We start from the raw sequence: 18794 nt of genomic DNA, 5'->3' as shown, positions 1-18794 counted from the left end.
CGCGAGGGATACCGGGGAGACTGACCGGCGTCCCGCGAATCCGCGGGTGGGCGTCCTGGCTGACGAGCGGGAAGAGTACCGGCGATGGCGGCGGAGCATTGCCGTCGGCGTTGCTCATCGTCAACCTCGGGGCGCCGATCCGCAGCCGCGCCGGCACCGACATCGAGACGGCCGGGTACGCCGGCGGCCGCGTGGTCACGGTGACCCAGACGGATCCTCGATACCTTTTCGTCGTTCCTGTATCGCCCGATGTCAGGCTTGCCTGTCTCTAGCCTTCGAGCAGTCTGAGGCCCACCACGCCGATGAGGATGAGGAGGAGACAGGCCAGGCGTGCCACGGATGCGCTCTCGCCCAAGACGAAGATTCCGGCGAGTGCGACGCCGAGTGCGCCGAGCCCGACCCAGACCGCGTACGCGGTGCCGACCGGAAGCGTGCGAAGCGCGAAGGCGAGCAGGACGAAGCTGAGCACGGCGGCGATCACGCCGACCGTCGCGGGGACGAACCTGGTGAATCCGTCGGACCGTTCGAGTGCGACGGCCCACACGATCTCCAGCAGGGCGGCGGCAACCAGAAGCGACCAGGCCATCGCGGTCAGGCCGTGGTCCCGGCGTCCACGATGATGGACGCCCCGGTGATGTTGCGCGCCCCCGGTCCGGCCAGGTGCGCCACGGTCGCGGCGATGTCGTCGGGGTCGCAGTAGCGATCCAGCGCGGTGTAGGAGCGTTCGGCAGGCGCGTCCGGCCCGTCTGCCGGGTTCATCTCGGTGTCGGTCGAACCAGGGTGGACGAGGTTGGCGGTGATGCCCCGAGGGCCGAGATCGCGGGCCAGCCCTTTGGTGAGCCCGATGAGCGCGGACTTGCTCATCGAATACAGGGTCCAGCCCGGCGATGTCACCCGCTCGACCAGGGCGCTGCCGATGCTGATGATCCGCCCGCCATCTCCCATGTGCCGCGCGGCGGCCTGGGCGAGCACGAACGATGCCCGCGCGTGGATGGCCAGCGTCCGGTCCACGTCCGCCAGCGTGACGTCCTCAAGCGGGCCGTACGGGGCGATGCCGGCATTGTTGATCAGGATGTCCAGTCCTCCCAGCGTGGCGGCCGTGCGCTCGACTGCCTCGACCAATGCCGCAGCATCAGTCGCCTCTGCCCGCATGGCGAGCCCGCGGACGCCCATCGCTTCGATCTCCCTCACCACGGCAGTCGCCCGTTCGGAGGCGTGTGCGTACGTGATGGCGACGTCCGCGCCCTCGCCGGCCAGCCGGCGGGCGATTGCCGCGCCGATGCCGCGGCTGCCTCCGGTGACGAGCGCCACCCGTCCATTGAGCATGGTGTTCACCTTCCCCGCTAAATCGGAACTCATTCCGGATAGAGTTAAGCGGAATCGATTCCGGATCGCAACCCGGTAGGCTTACGCCGTGACGCAGAGCCGGCCATCCTCGATGCGGGACGACGCGGGCGACGGGTCCAGTGATCAGCGCAGTGACGAGCGCGCGGACGCGGCGCGCAACCGCGCGAAGATCCTCGCCGCCGCGGAGGAGATCATGGCCGCCCGCGGCGTGGAAGCACTGTCCATGGCAGACGTTGCTGCCGCGGCGGGCGTGGGCGTCGGCACGCTTTATCGCCGGTTCGGCGACAGGGCCGGCCTCGCCCACGCGCTCATCGACCGGCGCGAGCGGGAGTTCCAGGCGGCATATCTGGGCGGGCCACCGCCCCTCGGTCCCGGCGCGCCCGCCGCCGAGCGGATCCGCGCGTTCTTGCACGCGCTGGCCACTCGTACCGTCAACCAACTCGACCTCCTGCTCGTAGCGGAGACCGCGGCGCCGTTCGCCCGCTTCGGTGGGGCCTATCACGCCTACCACCGCCATCTGGCGATCCTTATCGCTGAAGCCAGGCCGGGCCGCGACGCGTCCTACCTCGCCGACGCCTTACTCGCCCCGCTGGCCGCGAACCTGCTGGCCTACCGGATCGGCGGAGAGCAGAGGCTCACCTTGAAGGCCATCCGGGCAGGGCTCGACGATCTCCTGGCCGGCGTGACAGGACCGGACGGCGGAGCCGCCGAAGGCCGGCGGTGACGCAGATGGCCGCGCCGGGGCGGGCTGTGCTGCCCCGCTGAGCGACGATCCCCCTGTACGGAGTGCGGTGGTCGCCCGACCACCCTCGAAGGCGCCTCCTCAGGGTGCGGGACGTAGGACGCGCCTGATGAAGCGGTGCGGTGCTCGGGGCCGTGCGATGAGCCCCGAAGTAGACCGTTGCCGCAGGCCACAGCGGGCCAGCTTTCATGTCGAGCCGCCCGGCTCCGCCCCACCATCGACGACCTCGACGCCGTCGGCCCGCTGGAGCTGACCGGACGGCGATGGAGCAAGCAGGGCCCGGATCACTCGCCGACCGGCGGATCGTCGCGGACCGGTCGCAGGGCGCCGGCGCGCGCGGCGGCGAGCGTGACGCGGACCGTCTGGTCGGCGGTGGCCTCGTCGACCGGTTCGGCGGTGATGAGCAGACGCAGGTAGATCGGTGCGGCGAGGGTCTTCAGCAACTCGGCGGGATCGGTTCCTTCGGGCAGCTGGCCCCGCTCGACGGCGCGCGTCACCACCGGCTGGACTCTGGCGAGCCGGTCGTCGAACACGTGCCGCCGGGCCGCGGCGATCTCCGGGAGGTGAGCTGCCCCGGTGAACATGGCGGCGAGGATGGCCTGCCCGGCCGGGCTGTTGAACGCCTGGACGATCGAGCGGGCCAGGGCCCGCAGATCGGTCTCGAGCGATCCGGTGTCGGGCACGGGGATGTCCGTCGCCATGTGCTCGGCCAGGGCGTCGGTGAGCAGGCTCTCGCGATCTTTCCATCGCCGGTACACCGTCGTCTTGTGGACTCCGGCGCGCTGGGCGATGTTCTCGACGGTCAAGGCGGCGTAGCCCTTGTCCACGAGCTCGGCGAGGGTGGCGGCGTGGACGGCGGCGCGTACCTTGGCGCCGCGGCCGACGGGGCGGCCGGCGGAGGAATCGGACGGCATTGCAACTCCGAGTTGCGATATTCCGGGGCGAGCTGACAGGATCACCATATCGCAACTCGAAGTTGCGATAAATCGATCTCCATCCCCTCAAGGCGGCACATCATGCACCACACTCCCGCTTGGAGCCTGCGTTCCATCCCGGACCAGACCGGCCGTGTCGCGGTGGTGACCGGCGCCAACAGCGGCATCGGCTACGTCACCGCCCGCGAGCTGGCGCGCCGCGGCGCGCACGTCGTCCTGGCCTGCCGCGACCCGGAACGAGGGCGGTTCGCGCTGGCCCGCATGCAGGCCGAGGTGCCCGGCGCGCGACTGGACCTACGCCGGGTCGACCTGGGCAGCCTGACCTCCATCCAGGACTTCGCCGCCGGCTGGGACCGTGGCAGGCTCGACCTGCTGGTGAACAACGCCGGCGTGGCGATGGTGCCCTACGCCCGGACCGTGGACGGATTCGAGTCGCAGTTCGGCATCAACCACCTGGGCACCTTCGCCCTGACCGGCCGGCTGCTGCCGCACCTGCTCGCCGCGCCCGATCCACGGGTGGTCATCGTCAGCAGCGAGGGCCAGCGCTTCGCCCGCTTCGACCTGAACAACCTCAATGCCGAGCGCGGGTATCGCACGGCGTTCGCCTACGTGCAGTCCAAGCGGGCCAACCTCTACTTCGCCGCGGAACTCCAGCGCCGGGCCGAGGCCGCCGGAGTGGCGCTGCGCAGCATGGCCGTCGCCCCCGGGCTCACCCGTACCAACGTGCTCACCGGCGGAGCCAACAGCAGCAGAGGAGCACTGTACGCGGCCCTCACGCGCCTGCTGGTGCGCGCGGCCTTCCGGCCGACGCCGGAAGGGGCGAAGACCTCGCTGTACGCGGCGACCGTGCCGGACCTGCCCGGCGGCAGCTACATCGTGCCCGACGGACCGCTGCAACTGCGCGGCGAGCCCGTACGCCGCACCCGCGAACGCGCCCTCCACGACACCGGCACGGCCGCCCGGCTGTGGCAACTGTCCGAACGCCTGACCGGCGTCACCTACCTGTGACCCTCGCCAGGGACAGTCTCCACCCGAGGCTGGGGCGTTCTGGCGGACAGCCTGCCGCTTGCGGCGTCGATGGCCGAGAGACCACGCTGCGCAACTACGCAACAGCCTCGACATCCGAGACGACGTGGTGGGACGAGGCGAAACACGCCGGGAGTGGGTCGGAAACGGTCGTCGTAGCGTGGAGACCGAGACGGGAGAGGTCTGGTCGTGGCAGCAGTCACGTGGCGGCGCTTTGATCCGGAGTTCCGGGCGGGCGCGGCGGGGAACAAGGAACGCGCCGAGCTGGAAGACGAGCGTGACGTGCTCAAGCGTGCCGTGGTCTGGTCGATCGGCTCGGGAACGTCGGTGGGTCGGCCTGAGCATGGAGATCGACCGCCTCTTCGAGGCGTGGGGTGGAACCACGGCTCGTCTCGGATCACGCCGGCGACGGCGCAAGCCGCGCTCGCCTCGTCATCATTGATGAGTCCGAACGGCTCACCACCCGCGCCATCGAGCAGGTCCGCGACTTCTATGACCGCAGCAACCTCGGGCTGATCCTCATCGGCATGCCCGGGCATCGAAAGCGCCTGGCCCGCCATCCGCAGCTCCACAGCCGTATCGGCTTCGTCCACCTCTACCGCACCCTGGCCGCCGTCATGACCACAGCCTTCGCCCACCTGGGCCTGGACATCCCGGACACCACTACCACTGGGGCCATCGCCACGATCAACCGCACCACCGCAGGCGCCGATGTCATCGACGTCGCCCGCGACGCCCTGGTTATCGGCGACAGCCGACTGCTGCTGTTTGTGACCTCCTCGCGTGCGCACGTATGGACCTGTCGGGAAGAACCGGGAACCCCAGTCCTGGCCGGGGCTCTCGGTTCAGCATGTCAAGGCCACACAAGAGGACAGCGCTGAACAAGCCTTCCCGAACAGGGCGGCGTTGCGCAGCGTGAACACCACCAGCACCCGCCACTGCTGCTTGTCCCCGCTGTTCCTCCTCCCGGATCGACGTCGCCCGCAGTGGCGCTACTTCAGCATGACGGCGCCGAAGCGGGCATCCGCGGCGCTCACCCCGGTGGGAATCGCGTGCACGGACTGCGCAGCAGACGCGACCCCGGTGGCAGTGCCGGGAAGCACCGCGAGCATGCCCCTGCCGCCGTTCTTGCCGGGTACGCCGATGATCAGCTCGCCCTTGCCGTCGGCGGTGACGTCGATGATCGAGACGGCTTCGCCCATGCGGTCGTCCGTCACGGACTCCTCGGCGATCGGATCGGCCGAAGGCGCCGTGCCGGGTGGGGCGATGCCGTCCTGGGTGAGGATCTGGGCAGCGGAGACGTCCGGGCCCGAGGCGGTCCCGGGGATAAGGGCGACGGCTCCCGCGGCCGCTTTGCCCGCGATGGTCGCTTTGGGCAGGCCGACGGCGATCTCGCCGCGGCCGTCGCCGTTGACGTCGCCGACGGTGACGGTGATGTCGGTGGACCCGAGCGTGGTCAGCCAGGACAGGTTGCGGGCCGTGAAGCCGGGCTGGTACATGCCGGCGCCGTAGTAGGAGCCGTACCAGACGTGCACCGTGCCGGTGCTCGGCGTCACCATGACGACGTCGCGGTAGCCGTCGCCGTTCACGTCGCCGAGGCCGAGCTGCGAGTCGTTCCTGGTGCAGACGGGCTTGGTCGCGTCGGGGGTGTCGCAGGCCGCCGTGCTGCCCATGAGCATGGGGGTGTGCGTCGGGTCGCGCGGGTTGTCGATGTACCACAGCGCACCGTTGGAGTGACCGACGAACGGGGCGACCAGCACGATCGCCTCCATGATGTCGTCGCCGTTCACAGTGCCGAGCAGAGTCGACTGCAGCATGGGGCCGCTGGGGGGCGTGGAGGTGCCGAACGCGGCCTTCTCGAATGCGCCACCGTTGTACCAGCCGCCGAAGACGGAGTAGTAACCCGGGGCGAACAGCCCCACGACGTCGGTCCGCGGGTCACTGTCGGCGTTGCCGACGGTCAGCCCCCGGTAGTACGACGGGCTGGAGCCGCCCTGTCGGGTGACGCCCGCCGAGGTCCAGGAGAACGTGTGCCGCTCACGGTAGCCCGCGGTGACCAGGTCGGTCCTGCCGTCGCCATCGACGTCGCCCGCGGCCAGCCCCTTCCCCCAGCCGTGGCACACGCCGGCCGACTCACCCGAGCAGCCGGGTGTGGGCCGGATGAGCTGTTTGGCGCCGCTGAGCCCGTTCGGGCCGCCGTACAGGACGGCGATCATCCCGGTGTTGTCGGTGCCGGCATAGCCCGGATAGAGGGGCATGCCGACGGCGACATCGTTGTAACCGTCCCCGTTGAAGTCGCTCTTGACGGTGATGGCAGGCGCCGCCGCGGCGGGTGCGGCGGGTGTGGTGAGCCCGACGGCCACCGCGAGCGCCGCGGCCGACCAGACGATCTTGTTCACGCGCATGGGCCGAGGATTCCGCTTGCGCCTTGTGGCCGGGTTGAGGCTGACTGGCGACGACTGCCGAAGCGGACAGACGCGCCGAACTGGTCAGGCCTGGGGTCGCCGCCTGTGCCTTCGGCGCACTGCTCCCGGCGTCAACGGGGTCGGGGGAACGTCGGGGAACAAGGGCGCCGCCGCCCGCGGGGCGGGCGGCGGCGTCTGAAAGGGTGGAACGTCGGCGGAGGCGTCAGCGCCAGTAGACGACCGTGAGGGTCGGCGGCTTCACGCCCGCGTCCGGGTTCTCCGAGGCGGCGAACGCGCGCCAGTTGGTCTTCTCGGTCTCGTCCGCGCCGCGCAGCTGGATGCCGTAGTTGGGGGCGCCGCCGGCCCATGCCTTGGCGATGTCGGTCACCGGCCACGCGAGGTAGCCGGCGCCCGCGGCGCAGGGCTCGGTCCAGGTCCGGCCGCGGCCCACGCGGGTGGTGCTGGCGCCCTGGCGCGTGGTGGTGGGCTTGTTGTCCCAGTTCAGGTCGGTCTCGTCCCAGGGGCTGGTGACGCGCTCGGCGGTGAGGCCGGAGCCGACCGCGATCCCGCAGGCGTTGGTCTCCAGGTTCCACATGCCGAGGCCGGCCAGGATGACGCGCTTGCCGGTGATCTTCCGGGTGTCGAACTTGACCAGGCTGCGCATGATGTCGCCGCCCTCGCCGTTCTCCCACGGCATGGTGCCGGCGATGATCATAGCGTCGCCCGGGTGGGAGGCCCAGGAGGTGGCCACGTCGGTGTCGGTGACGACGCCGGGCAGGGTGATCGCCGGAGAGATGATCACAGGGTAGGCGCGGGCGGGGTCGGCGAGGTACGAGGCGTCCGGCTTCAGGACCAGGACCTTTACCCCGTTCTGCGTCTCGACCGTGCCGGTGACCTTGGAGACCGCGCCGCCGCGCGGTTTGCCGCGCCCGGTGGCGTCGTACATGAGCGGCTGCGCCGCGGCGGCGGCCACCTTGCCGTCGGCGCTCCTCAACTCCAGGCCCCCGTCGGCGTCGGCCCGGAGGTCCACTCCCTGGGTGTCCACAGGAATGCGCAGCTCCAGCGGCCCCGCGGGCTTCTCGCGCAGCACGACGTCGTACCGGAATCCGGTCGGCAGCACGGTCACCACGAGGTCGGCCCCCTGACCGGCCGCGTTGGTGAAGGTGGCGACGTTGCCCTTCACCGACGGCTTGGGCAGAGGCGTGGGCCACCGGGGCGCGAACACGCGGCCCTCGGCGTCGACGAGCTTGGCCAGCGGACCGTCGCCCCCGGCCGAGACCTCGACCTTGACCTCGGACACGCGAGGCTTGAGCACCGAGCCCTGGGCCTCCAGCGTGGGGTCGGCGGCCTTCCAGGTGCCGTCCGCCATCCGGACGTTGGACGGGCCGGAGGTGATGGTGGCGGTGAAGCTGCCGTCGGGGTTGGCGACGGTGGTGCTGGTCTCGTCGGTCAGGCTCGGCACGGCCACGGCCTCGCCGGTCTTCGCGGCCTGAGCGGACGCGGCCGCCTCCGGGCTCGGCTCCACGGCAGCCACGGCCTCGAAGCTGGTGGCCGCGGTGAGCGCGGCGACAGTGGTCAGCCCGAGCGCCAGCCGCCCGACGGATGCGGAGAATCGCATGCAACTCCCATTCGTAATGGTATGGAAAGGGATGAGGGCGCGACCGATCCGCGAGTGGGCACTCGCTCGTTCCCCCGTTTCCCTGAGCCCGGATCCCTGCTTGTTGCCCCGTACAGGAATCGGGCTAGATCACAGGGATATCACTGCCGGTGGGCGAATATCGTGAATTATGGGTGATGTGGCATAAGTCACCATTTGCGGTAGTTGAGCTTATTGGCCCGGGGTGCCAGGTTCGAGTTGGGGCGCTGGCCGGTCTCGGTGCCTTCGGCGATGACACGGAAGATCAGTCGGCCGCCCGGGGGTGGTGGTGCCTCGTGCAACAAGCGGAACACGATGCCGCGCTTTGCGCACGCCCGGTGACGATCGCGATCAGCTCCTGCGGCGAGCGGCCGAGCCGGTCCCGCGACGGAACGACGAGGCTGCCGCCGGCGCTCAGATGGTCCAGCGCACACTCGTCTATCGAGCTCTGCGTGCCCTGCTCCTACGCCGCCGCACCGCGATTCTGCTGGCGGCCGGCATCGACGCGTCCATCGGCACGGTCGGCGACGCGCTCGACAACGCCCTGGTGGAATCGCAGATCGGCCTCTACAAGATCGAACTGATCAAACCCCGAGGCCCGTGGCGCAGTCTGGCCGACGTGGAACTGGTCACCGCTGAATGGGTGGCCTGGTTCAACAGCATCCGCCCGTACTCAGCCATCGGACACCTCCCGCCCGAGGAGTTCGAAACCATCTCCTACGCCCAGCACCGACCCAACGAAGCCCTAGCAATCAACCGCTGAGGTCTCCATCGAACCCGCCGTTTCCTGTCAGGGCTCTTCGTGCAGGGACGCGCGGCGGCGACTGAGCACCGCGGCGGCAGGAATGGCTGCGGCCAGGCCGCTGAGCAGGACGGCAGCGAGCGCTCCCAGGACGGCCGGCGCGTTGCCGAAGGCCAGACCGACGGCAGCCAGCGCTGGCCCCACGTTGCGCACCGCCGCGACCGTGCCCATGGTGGTACGGCGTACCGGAGGCCCGGTGGCCAGGGCCGTGCCGAGCAGGAGGGCGAGGCCGGAGAAGACGAAGCCCGCCAGCAGGCTGCGTGAGCCGATCAGCGCGACGACGTCGCGCCAGTTGCCTGCGAGCATGCCCGCCAGCACGATGAGAAAGGTGATGTTGGAGGTCCTGGCGGCCACCGGTTGCCAGGCCAGTGCAGTGGCCGCAGCGTAGTGTCGCACGAGCAGTCCGACGGTGAACGGCACGAGCTGGAGGATCACGACGGTCAGCATCAGCACCGGAACGTCGAGTGCGACTGCGCCGCCGGCGCCGGTCGCCTGAAGGACGATGTTCGCGGTGGGCCCGAAGGTGATGCTGCCGATCGCGGCCAGCAGGACCTGCATGGCGGCCCCGGCGACCACATCCCCGTTCTGCACCATGCCGAGTTTCGCGCCGAACGGTCCGCCCGGTGAGGAGGCGATCAGGAGCAGCGCGACGAACGCCGCCGAGGGCAGGCCGAACAGCACGGCGACCCCCCAGCCGAGCAGCGGCAGAACGACCAGGTTGGCCAGGAGCACCAGCACGAGCAGCGGGACGTCCACCACGACGGCGCGCAGCGCCGGCAGCGTCGCGCCCAGCCCGGCGGCGAACATGGTGACCGCGATGAAGATGACCGTGACGGCGTTGAACAGCAGCTGCAGCGTGTCCATGACAACTCCCGATCGTCGTACCGGGGGCGACGCCCCGCGTGGTCGGCCCGCGAGTCAGCGCGCGAGGTCAGTCGGTGAGGTCGCCGAGCCAGCGCAGCGCGCTCAGGCTGGGCAGGAAGCAGTATTCGCCGCCACGTGTGACGACGAAGCGCGGCAGGCCGGTCAGGCGCCGCCGGAAGGGACGGCGGGGGATGGTGTAATCGCCGGAGCCGTCGGCCGAGCCGGTCAGGGGATCCCTGGCCGATCCCGCGCCGAAGAAGACGCCGTCGTTCATCCATTCGGTCTGGACGAACTCGAACTGCCGGCCGAGATGGGCGCCGATGAAGGCGAACATCAGTCCGCGGTCGGCGCCGTCGTCGTCCAGGACGCCGTCGGGCAGCGGCGGCCCGTAGACGGTGCCGCGTCTGATCATGCGGTGCAACCGCGGCACTCCGGCCACCGCCGCGTCGCGAGGGTTGCCCCGGCGGATGTGGCAGCCGCCGGGAGTGCTGAAGCCCGCCGGGTCGTCGTGCTGGTAGAGGAAGGCGTTGCGGCGCGCGGCGTCGGCGCCGAGGGCCGGGTCGTCGTGATCCGGACAGAGGGCCAGCGGCGCGCCGCTGCGCCAGCGCCCCATCATCTTGGCCGCCAGCAGTTCCTCGTCCTGCGGGCCGGCGGCGTTGTCCCTCAGGTAGCGCCGGAACAGCGCGACCCGCTGATGCAGCTTGCGGAAGGCCACGTAGGTGCCGTTGCGTCCGAGTACGTCGGGCTGCGGCGTCTGGGTGCCGCCGAGCTCGTCGGGGTAGCCGAGCACGAACTCGCCCGCCTTGAGCGGCACCTCCAGCGGGTTCGACCCGGCGACGCCGCTGCCCTCGATGGCGGGCTGGCTGACGCCGTCGCGGTAGCCGAAGGGTTCGGTCTCGGTGGGCAGCGCGTGGCAGTTCTGCCGCCAGATCGCCGTCACGCCCGGCAGGGCCTCGTAAGCCGGACGGGCGTGATCGACGGCCGCCTCCAGCCGGGTGCTGTCGGGCGCGAGCGCCACCAGGACCACGTGCACATCGGCCGAGCCGAGCGGAGGTTCCCAGTGGGCGGGGCCGCTGTCGCCGGCATCGCCCAGGGCGTCGGCGCGTGCGGCCATGCCCTGCCGGAACTCCCACGCGAAGGTGTCCATGGAGTCCTGGGGTACGCCGAGGGCCTTGAGGCCGTGATACGTGAGCGCGACGCTGACCCAGGTCTCCCCCAGAGGGCTCATCGAGGCGGCGGCGGAGGTCACCACGGCGCTCACCCGCCGCATCAGTTCCCGCCCCTGCGCGCGGTCGTCGATGCGGAACAGGATGTAGGTGGCCGCGTACGGGGTCGGCCGCGGGCTGAGGACGCCGCGTTGAATGTCGTCCAGGTCGAGTGTGACGCCTGCCGGCTCGCTCACCGCCGCCTCGCCTCCTTCCGGTGTCACTTGGCTGAGACGAGGTTGTTCCAGAAGGCGCGCAGGCTGTCGTCCACGCCGAACAGCGAGCTGAAGATCGTGGAGTCGGCGAGGATGATGTCCCCGGCCCGGTCGCCGCGAGCAGGCATCCACAGGAACATGTTGAACTCGGTGTTCCCGGCCTCGACGAACGGGTGCGTCGGCCGGGACAGGTCGATCGGCTGCCGGCCCAGCACCCGGACGGCGTCGGGGTCGTCGGTGGTCACGGCGTAGTGGGGGAGATGCATGTGGAAGTTGAAGTGGGACACGCCTTCCAGCCACCCCTTGGTGTCCAGGTCCCTGGCGATGGACAGCGGGACGCTCTTGCCCTCCTGCTGCACCGCGGGACGCAGCCCGTGCCGGTTCTCCACCGGCACCCCCAGCCCCGCCATCAGCGACCGGGTGTACCTGCCGAAGCGCTGCTGGCGCGGCACCAGGGCGTCGCCGTGATGGTGGTACTCCACGTCGCGCATCGCCATGTCGTCCGTCGCTCCGACGTCGTGATGCGGACCCAGGGCCAGGCACGTCCCCTCGCGGGTGAGGAAGTCGCGCAGCGCCTCGATCTCGCCGGGAGTGGCGTCCTGCCCGGTGATCATGTGGTCCAGCCCCCACACGAACAGGGTGTCGGTGTCGGCCAGTACCCGTTCGTCCAGCGGCGTGTGGAAACCGGCCTGGTCGACGCGTTGATACACCGGCACGGGATATCCGGTGGCCTCCTGGACGAACTGCTGGAACGGCAGCCAGCCCCAGAAGAACAGCTCCAGCCCGCCCGCGATGCCCTGCTGGAAGCGCAGGGGGTCGGACCATTGCGGGTCCTCGTAGGCGGGCCACTGCACACGACGCACCTCGGTCATCGTGGAGAACCGGTTGTCCAGCTCGGCCACGTCCCTGCCAGCCTCGGCCGGGAAGCTCCATGCGACGTAGATGCTCAACCGCCGGCGGCCGGCGGCGTACGGGCGCGGCACGTGGTTCTGGTTGTAGGTGCGCGCCGTCGTGAACTCACTCATCTGATCTCCTCACTGCAGCTGGTCGAGCATCTCCGACAGGGCGCTCTTGATCCGCAGCGCCTTCTTGATCTCGTCGGCCGTCACGTACGGGTACTCGCCGTACTCGATGAAGCTCGGGCAGTGATGCTCGCGGACGAACCTGACGAACGCCTCCGGGTTGGTCTTCCAGTCCTCGGGGAAGCCCTCGAGGTTCTCGAAGGCCGTGTTCACTCCCGCCCTCGTGAACAGCGCGATGGCGTCCTCGGTGTACTTGTCGAAGTCGGTGTCGAAGATCCCCTGGTACATGAAGCGGGTATCGTCGTCGAACAGCACCCAGCGCAGATAGTGCAGCTTCAAGGGAGCCAGCAGGTGAGGGTCGTCCTCCAGCGCCTGGGCGAGCGTGTAGCCGTAGCCCCGAATCGCATCGGCCCGTCCTGGCTTGACCCTGGCGATGATGGTGAACCCGTAACACGCGGGGCTTCGCGGGAAGACAGGCCCGTACTTCCCCTGCTCCAGATGGTCGGTCTCCTTGGGGATGACGACCGCCTGCGGCCTGATCTCCATGGCCACCCTCTCCATCGTCGTACTCACGGGGAGGAACGGCTCAAGCAACCTGACTCCGGCCATCGTCTCATAGCACGACACGGAGAGTGACAACCATGGCCGTTCGAAGCAGGCAGCGGCGTGCGTCGAATGCACCAACGCCTGGCGGCCGACTGAAGCTGCCGATGTTTCTCAAGCGACCGCCTATGAAACATCGCTTCCGGCCTGGCGTGTCCAGTTCGCGCGCCGCTTTCGTAGGTCGATGCGGACAGATGGCGGATTGAGGGCGCTCACCGTGGCCACCCCACCGGTCCGCAAGCCGGGCACGCTCTGGATCGAGCTGCCCGCCCCGTCGCGCCGGGCGCCGGGCCGTCCGGGCACGTCCGCATCGGCTATGCCCGCGCCTCCGCGACGGTCGCGGCACGGAGATCGAATTTTGGACTCCGTCGAGCGCCTGCTGACCTCCGGAGGGGCGGACGCGATCCGGCTCGACGCGGTCGCGGCGCAGGCCGGAGTCAGCAAGGGCGGCCTGCTCCATCACTTCAAGTCCAAGCAAGCGCTGCTCGAGGGGGTGCTCGACCGTCAGGTGGAACGGTTTCAGGCCGAGCTGCCGCCGACGGGATCACCGCCCGGCTCCTTCATCCGAGCCTGGCTGGACGCCACCATCCCCGACACTGATATCCCGGCACGGGCGCACACCGACCAGGTGGCAGTGGCCCTGCTCGCCGCCCTGTCCGGCGGCCCGGAGGTACTCGACGCGTTCCGGCGCCGCTACGAGGCTTGGCAGGACAGGCTCGCCGACGACGGCCTCGACCCGAGCACGGCCTACCTCGTCCGGCTGGCCGTCGACGGATGGTGGATGGCACGGCTGACCAGGACTACACCAACCCGATCCTGACCGACTGAAACGCCTCGTTCGTCCTGCTCGACCTGGCCGCGAGCCTGACCGGGCCGGCCACTCTGTGCACCACGTCCTCGTCGCGGCCTCTGATGACCGTGTCCCTCACCATGACCAGCACGGCGGGCCTTCAGCAGTCGCCTTCTGGGCGCTACGCGGTGACTTCACCCTCACCTGGTGGCTGCCCAACCTGTTCCTCCTGCTGTTCCCGTTGCCGGCGCTCGTCGTCTTGACTCGTACGACCACGAGCGCGGCGGCCGATCGACAGCAGCGCCGGCGTCGCGAGCGTTCGGAGGGCTGGCATGCCCGTGTTGCGGCGGCGTGAGTCGAACGTGGAGAACCAGGTTTCGGGCCAACTGCTGGTTGCGCCAGCCCTCCGGGCTGCAGTAGCGGCAGCCCACCGACCAGACGAAGGCCTGGAGCGCCTGGTGCGAGCTCGTCCTGTCCCATCCGTCACTTACATCCGCAGATGGGATCATTAGAAGTAATCGGAGCGCAAGTCCGCGCAGCGCCCTTGAATCGGCTGCTCCGGTGACCACTCCCGGTCGGGCTGCTGTAGTCGCAGCTCAGCGGAGACGGTGCCGAATGCCGGCGACACCCGCGACGGTGGCCGACCGTTCAGGGGCGGGGGGCGAGAGCTTCGAGTTCGGGGGACGTGATCGCGCCGAGATGGTGCGCGGTGCTGACGAGGTCCTGAATCAACTCGGACTGCGCGGCCGTGCGCCAGATCAGCGCCCACTGAGCGGGCGGTGCGTCGCGGATCGGTATATAGGCGATGTCAGGACGGGGGAAGTAGCGGGCGGCGTGGGCATGGGCGGGAGAGACGGCCTCGCCGTTGGAGAGCAGGGGCAGCATCTCGGCCGAGTTGTTGGCGACAGGACCGACGGGGATCGGCCTTCCCGTCGGCGTACGCCGGGGGACGAGCGCCTCACGCCAGTAGTCGGGCCGCGCGCCCCCCATGACCACCTCATCGGCCAGATCCTCGTACGAGACCGATGCTCGCGCGGCCAGCCGGTGACCGACACCGACGGCCAGGACCACCGGCTCGATGTAGACGACCGGGCCCACGGTGAGATCGGCCTCCCGGACGGGCAGCCAGGCGACCTGCACATCGACGGCCCCGGTCCGCACCGGCCCGAAGGGATCGTTGAAACCGACGTAGCGGATGTTGAGGTCGCAGGTGGGGCGGCGGGCCTCGAAGGCGTCCAGCAGCGGACGCAGGTCCTCGTGGTTGGCGTTGATCATGCCGATGCGCAGGACTTGCGTCTTGCCCCGAGCGGCGCGGGTGGCACGGTCGATGCCCTCGCGCATGCCGAGGTACATGGGCTGGAGGTCCTCGAAGAGCCGACGACCGATCGGGGTCAGCTCCACGTGCCGGCTGCTGCGATCGAACAACGCGGCACCGATCCGGCGCTCCTGCTTCTTGATTGCCTGGCTCACCCGCGACGGCGTCACGTGCAGGCGTTCCGCGGTACGGCCGAAGTGCAGTTCTTCGGCCAGCGCCAGAAAAATCTCGATGTCGCGCAGTTCCATCCCGCCTCCCGATCGTGAATCTATCGCTCAACGAACCGTGGCCGGAATCGTCGTTGTTCACCGCGAGGGCAGGCGCGAACCTGGTACCGCATTGCCGGCACGCTCGCACGGTCCGTACGAGTGACCGTGATGCACCACGTCGCTACAGGAGATTTGATGTCCACCACCCTCATCGTCGTCACCGTTCTGACCGCCGCCTGGGTCGGCTTCTCAGGCTTCTCGCTGCTGCGTCAAGCGGACTTCGTCGCCAAGCCGCTGGTCGAGTACGGCGTTCCCAAGTCGTGGTGGCCGTGGCTGGGAGCGGCCAAGGCTGCGGGCGCGGTCGGTTTGCTCGTCGGCCTGGCGGTGCCCGCGATCGGTGTGGCTGCCGGGATAGGTCTGGTGGTGTACTTCCTCGGCGCCGTCGTCACGGTGCTGAGGGCCCGTTCGCACAAAACGGTTGTCTTCCCCGTGTTGTACCTCGCCCCGGTCGTGGCCACCCTGCTCCTGGGGCTGAGCTGACCTCCCGCCGGCATGGGGCCGTACGTGCACCACGGCCACGCCTCCAGACGGAAGCCCTGCGACACTCACGGACTCCCACAGGGTTGCCCAAAGGGCTGTCACCGTTTCTCGCACGGCGTTTCCGGTACGGTCCTGGCGGAACGGGAAGCGGGTGGACACTGCCATGCCGCTGAGCCGTTTCCAGAGCGCCGCCACCGTGGCGAAGGTGCGTGAGCAGCTCGCCCGGGTGCACGAGCTCGTCCAGCGCAGGGCCGTACTCGACACCGCGGTCGCCAACCTGGCGATGACCCTGGACATCCGCCCCAGCGAGGCGGCCGAGCGGCTCAAGCAGATGGCGAAGAACAGCGGGGTGCAACTGCTCGAAGCTGCTCGGATGGTGCAGCCCCCGCCGCCGGACGACAGTCCGCTGCCCGAGGTCGCCGATTGGGTCCATCCCCTGCTCGAAACCTTCCACGACTCCGCCGCCTGGCTCTGTCCGGTCAGGGACTCCGTCGGACGGGTGGTCGGCTTCCGCGTCCTGGCCGCCAACAGCCACTGCACGACGCCGGCCGGCCAGCGGTGCGACATGATCGGCAGACGGCTGATGTCCATCAGCCCGGGCATCGGCACTTCCGGGCTGCTGGAGGACTACATCAGGGCGTACGAGAGCGGTGAGCCCTACTTCCGCCGCGCGATCGAGCATCTGGAGATCTCGGGCGAGCGGTTCTGGCCGGTCACGATGACCGTGCGCGCCGCCCGGGTGATAGACGGCATGCTGCTGAGCTGGTGCGTGCTCGACGAGAAGGACATGCTGATCTCCGGCTGGTCCCGCGCCCAGCGGCTGGCGGAGCTCGGCTGGGGCGAGTGGGACCTTGCCACCTGGCAGGTGATCTGGACGCCCCAGATGTACGACATGCTGGGCCTCGACCCCGGCGAAAAGCCGATCGCCCTGGAGGATTTGCCCAAGCTGGCGGTGCCGGAGGACCTGGCCGCTGTCGAGGATCTGATCGACACGCTGCTGGAGTGCCGGGAGTCGGCCGAGACGGAGTTCAGAATCAGGCACCGGCACGGCACGCGACACCTGTGCGTCGTGGCCGAACCGTTGCTGGACTCCGAGGGCCTGCCGGTCAAGCTGCGTTTCCTCGTCCAGGACGTGACGCGTAACCGGCGTAGGGAGCGGTCGATGGCCAGGGTTCAGGCCCAGGCGGTGCGGCAGGAGGAACGCGCGCTGGAGCAGCAGCGGGTCTCCGAACATCTCCAGGCCGTGATCCTGCCGAACCGTCAGCGCTTCATGCACCTGCCGGGCCTGGCCGTCGGCGTGCGCTACCTGCCGGCCGAGGAGCTCGCCCGGCTGGGCGGCGATTTCTTCAAGGCGCGGCGCCTCGGTGAGGACAAGGTGCTGCTGGCGGTCGGGGACGCCATGGGCCATGGCCTGGCCGCTGCCGGCCTCATGCTTCAGCTGCGCGCGGGGCTGGCCGGGCTGGCCTACACCGGCGAACCGGCGAACCGGCTCGTGACCTTCCTGAACAGCGTGATCATGGATTTCGCCCAGAGCGTCAACCCCGTCACGGGCACCATGGTCGTCGGCCACTTCGACGCCACAAAGCGCACCTTCGTCTGGGCGAATGCCGGGCATCTCGCCCCCATGCTGGTACGGGACGGCTGCGCCAGGTTGCTGGACGGCGTGTCGGGGCCGCTGCTCGGCGCCTTCGAAGCCGACTACGAGCTGAACACCACCGAGCTGGAGGCCGGCGACCTGCTCCTGCTCTACACCGACGGGATCATCGAGAAGCGCGGACGCGACCTCGACGCGGGCATCCAGGTGCTGCTCTCGACCGCGCAGGACTGCTACCAGGAGGATCCCGAGGCGATGATCGACTGCATCTTGGAGCGCCTCGACGGCGGTCACGTGGAAGACGACGTCTGCATCCTGGCCGCACGGGTGCTCTGAAGGGGCACGGGTTGCGCGTCCCTGGCTCAGCTAGAGAGAGGGCCGGACCTCGTGACGAGCCGGTCCCTACCGCCGCCGTCGGCTCGGCCTCGCCCCCTCCCGGCCCCCGCTGGAGAGGGCGCGGGCACGCTGGAGTTCCGCGCCCGGCAGGTCCGGCTCTGGATACCGGGACCGTGAAAGGCGTTCACCAGCAGCGGAGGTCCGCGATGGCCGCCACGAGTGACACCCGCCTCAGACCAGATGGCCGGGAAGTCTTACCCACAGGTCGCACTCGCCGATGATCGCACGAGCGTCGGGCAGCCGCAGGCCCGCGCCGGCGCAGCAGTAGGCGATGGCCTGGCCCTGGTACAGGTACGTCGCCAGGATCTCCGCGGCGGTCTGGTCGGGCGAGACGCTGCCGCCGCCCGGGTGGGTGTCCCACTCCACGATGACGCCGTCGCGGGCGACGCTGCCCTGGTTGCCGCTCTTGGGGTTGGCGAACAGCCCGTAGCAGACGGTGCCGGCCGAGAGGCGTTCGCTGACCCGGGGGCTCGACGGGCCGAAGCCCCAGGGCTGTGTGATCACGCAGCCGCCCGGCACGTCCGTGACGCCGACCAGGTCGAGGTTGTCCTCCCAGAGCTCGGCCGGATCCTCCAGGACCTCCTCCACCTCGTCCTGCGCGACCGGCTCGGCCTCCAGCCTGCGGACCGCCTCGGCGGCGGTGACGCCGGCCACGCACGCCAGGCCCAGGCCGTCGTCCTCGAAGTCGCCGAGCGCCGTGATCAGCCGTCGGGCCTCCGCCACGGCGGCGGACTCGGCGGGGGACAGGCCCGGCTCGCCCGGCGGCAGGGGGAACAGGTCCGGGGTCGGCGTGGCCAGGCTGAGCCGTCCTGGGGACCAGCCGGACATCATCGGCCGCCACGGGTCCGCTCCGGCGTCGGCCAGGACGCGGGCGTTGCCGGGGCGGTCGGCGAAGACGGCCTCCCAGAGCGCGGTGCGGCCCTCGTACTCGGTGTCGACGTCGTCGACCCGCCGGGCCAGCTCGGCGACCACCTCGGGCGAGCCGTACGCGGCGGCGGCGCGTAACGGCCGGCCGTAGTAGTACACGTTCCCGTGGGGGTCGGCGCCGGCGTCGAGGCGGGCGCGGATGAGAGCGAGGTCGCTCCAGTCGTTCCAGCCGATCCCGGACCAGTCGCCGGACGGGGGCGTGGTGGGCATGTTGCTCCTTC

19 protein-coding genes are annotated in these 18794 nt (G+C 70.0%); 8 read left to right on the top strand and 11 right to left on the bottom strand.

The window, feature by feature from the left end:
• Positions 1-268: 268 nt before the first annotated feature.
• Both ACBR40_RS09245 and ACBR40_RS09240 read right to left on the bottom strand, forming a co-directional pair.
• Complete coding sequence (locus ACBR40_RS09245; RefSeq protein WP_344207204.1) at positions 269-586, bottom strand: SMR family transporter; 318 nt, start codon at positions 584-586, stop codon at positions 269-271.
• A 5-nt stretch (positions 587-591) separates the two neighbouring features.
• Positions 592-1326, bottom strand: a complete 735-nt coding sequence (locus ACBR40_RS09240) for an SDR family NAD(P)-dependent oxidoreductase (protein ID WP_371248361.1) — start codon at positions 1324-1326, stop codon at positions 592-594.
• An 88-nt stretch (positions 1327-1414) separates the two neighbouring features.
• On the opposite strand from ACBR40_RS09240, the gene ACBR40_RS09235 reads away from it, so the two are divergent.
• Entirely contained in the window at positions 1415-2071 is a 657-nt protein-coding gene (locus tag ACBR40_RS09235) for a TetR/AcrR family transcriptional regulator (RefSeq protein ID WP_371248317.1), read from the top strand.
• Between the two features lie 302 nt (positions 2072-2373).
• On the opposite strand, the gene ACBR40_RS09230 is transcribed toward ACBR40_RS09235, so the two are convergent.
• The gene (locus ACBR40_RS09230) at positions 2374-3003 is read right to left on the bottom strand and encodes a TetR/AcrR family transcriptional regulator (RefSeq protein WP_371248316.1); all 630 of its coding nucleotides are present in this window, start codon (positions 3001-3003) and stop codon (positions 2374-2376) included.
• 102 nt (positions 3004-3105) lie between these two features.
• Here ACBR40_RS09230 and ACBR40_RS09225 point away from each other — a divergent pair, with 102 nt between their 5' ends.
• Both ACBR40_RS09225 and ACBR40_RS09220 read left to right on the top strand, forming a co-directional pair.
• Complete coding sequence (locus ACBR40_RS09225; RefSeq protein WP_371248315.1) at positions 3106-4032, top strand: oxidoreductase; 927 nt, start codon at positions 3106-3108, stop codon at positions 4030-4032.
• A gap of 392 nt (positions 4033-4424) precedes the next feature.
• Positions 4425-4931 (top strand): AAA family ATPase, encoded by a 507-nt coding sequence (locus ACBR40_RS09220; protein WP_371248314.1) that lies wholly within the window; start codon positions 4425-4427, stop codon positions 4929-4931.
• A 111-nt stretch (positions 4932-5042) separates the two neighbouring features.
• Here ACBR40_RS09220 and ACBR40_RS09215 read toward each other — a convergent pair whose 3' ends face one another.
• Entirely contained in the window at positions 5043-6455 is a 1413-nt protein-coding gene (locus tag ACBR40_RS09215; protein ID WP_371248313.1) for an FG-GAP repeat domain-containing protein, read from the bottom strand.
• A gap of 223 nt (positions 6456-6678) precedes the next feature.
• Positions 6679-8073 carry a DNRLRE domain-containing protein gene (locus ACBR40_RS09210; RefSeq protein WP_371248312.1) on the bottom strand — a complete coding sequence of 465 codons (1395 nt, stop codon included), beginning with the start codon at positions 8071-8073 and terminating at the stop codon, positions 6679-6681.
• Positions 8074-8416: 343 nt separating this feature from the next.
• Between ACBR40_RS09210 and ACBR40_RS09205 the strand changes: the two genes are divergently transcribed.
• Positions 8417-8854, top strand: a complete 438-nt coding sequence (locus ACBR40_RS09205; protein ID WP_371248311.1) for an integrase core domain-containing protein — start codon at positions 8417-8419, stop codon at positions 8852-8854.
• 27 nt (positions 8855-8881) lie between these two features.
• Here ACBR40_RS09205 and ACBR40_RS09200 read toward each other — a convergent pair whose 3' ends face one another.
• The 4 genes from ACBR40_RS09200 to ACBR40_RS09185 form a co-directional block, all read right to left on the bottom strand.
• The gene (locus ACBR40_RS09200) at positions 8882-9757 is read right to left on the bottom strand and encodes a bile acid:sodium symporter (protein ID WP_371248310.1); all 876 of its coding nucleotides are present in this window, start codon (positions 9755-9757) and stop codon (positions 8882-8884) included.
• Between the two features lie 67 nt (positions 9758-9824).
• Positions 9825-11159 carry a Dyp-type peroxidase gene (locus tag ACBR40_RS09195; protein ID WP_344207214.1) on the bottom strand — a complete coding sequence of 445 codons (1335 nt, stop codon included), beginning with the start codon at positions 11157-11159 and terminating at the stop codon, positions 9825-9827.
• 23 nt (positions 11160-11182) lie between these two features.
• Positions 11183-12202 carry a hypothetical protein gene (locus tag ACBR40_RS09190; protein ID WP_371248309.1) on the bottom strand — a complete coding sequence of 340 codons (1020 nt, stop codon included), beginning with the start codon at positions 12200-12202 and terminating at the stop codon, positions 11183-11185.
• 9 nt (positions 12203-12211) lie between these two features.
• Positions 12212-12745, bottom strand: a complete 534-nt coding sequence (locus tag ACBR40_RS09185) for a hypothetical protein (protein ID WP_344207216.1) — start codon at positions 12743-12745, stop codon at positions 12212-12214.
• Between the two features lie 415 nt (positions 12746-13160).
• Here ACBR40_RS09185 and ACBR40_RS09180 point away from each other — a divergent pair, with 415 nt between their 5' ends.
• Together ACBR40_RS09180 and ACBR40_RS09175 are read left to right on the top strand one after the other, a co-directional pair.
• Positions 13161-13622 (top strand): TetR/AcrR family transcriptional regulator, encoded by a 462-nt coding sequence (locus tag ACBR40_RS09180; RefSeq protein WP_344207217.1) that lies wholly within the window; start codon positions 13161-13163, stop codon positions 13620-13622.
• A 64-nt stretch (positions 13623-13686) separates the two neighbouring features.
• Positions 13687-13947 (top strand): DUF5360 family protein, encoded by a 261-nt coding sequence (locus tag ACBR40_RS09175; protein WP_371248308.1) that lies wholly within the window; start codon positions 13687-13689, stop codon positions 13945-13947.
• Positions 13948-14240: 293 nt separating this feature from the next.
• On the opposite strand, the gene ACBR40_RS09170 is transcribed toward ACBR40_RS09175, so the two are convergent.
• Positions 14241-15155: a LysR family transcriptional regulator gene (locus ACBR40_RS09170; RefSeq protein ID WP_371248307.1), complete on the bottom strand. Its 915-nt coding sequence runs from the start codon at positions 15153-15155 to the stop codon at positions 14241-14243.
• 156 nt (positions 15156-15311) lie between these two features.
• Here ACBR40_RS09170 and ACBR40_RS09165 point away from each other — a divergent pair, with 156 nt between their 5' ends.
• Together ACBR40_RS09165 and ACBR40_RS09160 are read left to right on the top strand one after the other, a co-directional pair.
• A complete protein-coding gene (locus tag ACBR40_RS09165; RefSeq protein WP_344207219.1) occupies positions 15312-15656 on the top strand; it encodes a DoxX family protein in 345 nt (114 codons plus the stop codon).
• 163 nt (positions 15657-15819) lie between these two features.
• Complete coding sequence (locus ACBR40_RS09160) at positions 15820-17586, top strand: PP2C family protein-serine/threonine phosphatase (protein WP_371248306.1); 1767 nt, start codon at positions 15820-15822, stop codon at positions 17584-17586.
• A gap of 231 nt (positions 17587-17817) precedes the next feature.
• Here the strand turns inward: ACBR40_RS09160 and ACBR40_RS09155 are convergent, their stop codons facing one another.
• Positions 17818-18783, bottom strand: a complete 966-nt coding sequence (locus ACBR40_RS09155) for an ankyrin repeat domain-containing protein (protein WP_371248305.1) — start codon at positions 18781-18783, stop codon at positions 17818-17820.
• Between the last annotated feature and the right edge of the window lie 11 nt (positions 18784-18794).

Source organism: Nonomuraea sp. AD125B, assembly GCF_041402765.1.
Taxonomy (GTDB): domain Bacteria; phylum Actinomycetota; class Actinomycetes; order Streptosporangiales; family Streptosporangiaceae; genus Nonomuraea; species Nonomuraea bangladeshensis.
The sequence above is the reverse complement of the archived record's forward strand: the minus strand, read 5'-3'. Positions and strand labels throughout refer to the sequence as shown.

Bases quoted from the DNA above. Each gene is read 5' to 3' on its own strand.
- ACBR40_RS09245 (WP_344207204.1), bottom strand. From the start codon at position 586: ATGGCCTGGTCGCTTCTGGTTGCCGCCGCCCTGCTGGAGATCGTGTGG.
- ACBR40_RS09240 (WP_371248361.1), bottom strand. From the start codon at position 1,326: ATGCTCAATGGACGGGTGGCGCTCGTCACCGGAGGCAGCCGCGGCATC.
- ACBR40_RS09230 (WP_371248316.1), bottom strand. From the start codon at position 3,003: ATGCCGTCCGATTCCTCCGCCGGCCGCCCCGTCGGCCGCGGCGCCAAG.
- ACBR40_RS09225 (WP_371248315.1), top strand. From the start codon at position 3,106: ATGCACCACACTCCCGCTTGGAGCCTGCGTTCCATCCCGGACCAGACC.
- ACBR40_RS09215 (WP_371248313.1), bottom strand. From the start codon at position 6,455: ATGCGCGTGAACAAGATCGTCTGGTCGGCCGCGGCGCTCGCGGTGGCC.
- ACBR40_RS09210 (WP_371248312.1), bottom strand. From the start codon at position 8,073: ATGCGATTCTCCGCATCCGTCGGGCGGCTGGCGCTCGGGCTGACCACT.
- ACBR40_RS09200 (WP_371248310.1), bottom strand. From the start codon at position 9,757: ATGGACACGCTGCAGCTGCTGTTCAACGCCGTCACGGTCATCTTCATC.
- ACBR40_RS09190 (WP_371248309.1), bottom strand. From the start codon at position 12,202: ATGAGTGAGTTCACGACGGCGCGCACCTACAACCAGAACCACGTGCCG.
- ACBR40_RS09185 (WP_344207216.1), bottom strand. From the start codon at position 12,745: ATGGAGATCAGGCCGCAGGCGGTCGTCATCCCCAAGGAGACCGACCAT.
- ACBR40_RS09170 (WP_371248307.1), bottom strand. From the start codon at position 15,155: ATGGAACTGCGCGACATCGAGATTTTTCTGGCGCTGGCCGAAGAACTG.
- ACBR40_RS09165 (WP_344207219.1), top strand. From the start codon at position 15,312: ATGTCCACCACCCTCATCGTCGTCACCGTTCTGACCGCCGCCTGGGTC.
- ACBR40_RS09160 (WP_371248306.1), top strand. From the start codon at position 15,820: ATGCCGCTGAGCCGTTTCCAGAGCGCCGCCACCGTGGCGAAGGTGCGT.
- ACBR40_RS09155 (WP_371248305.1), bottom strand. From the start codon at position 18,783: ATGCCCACCACGCCCCCGTCCGGCGACTGGTCCGGGATCGGCTGGAAC.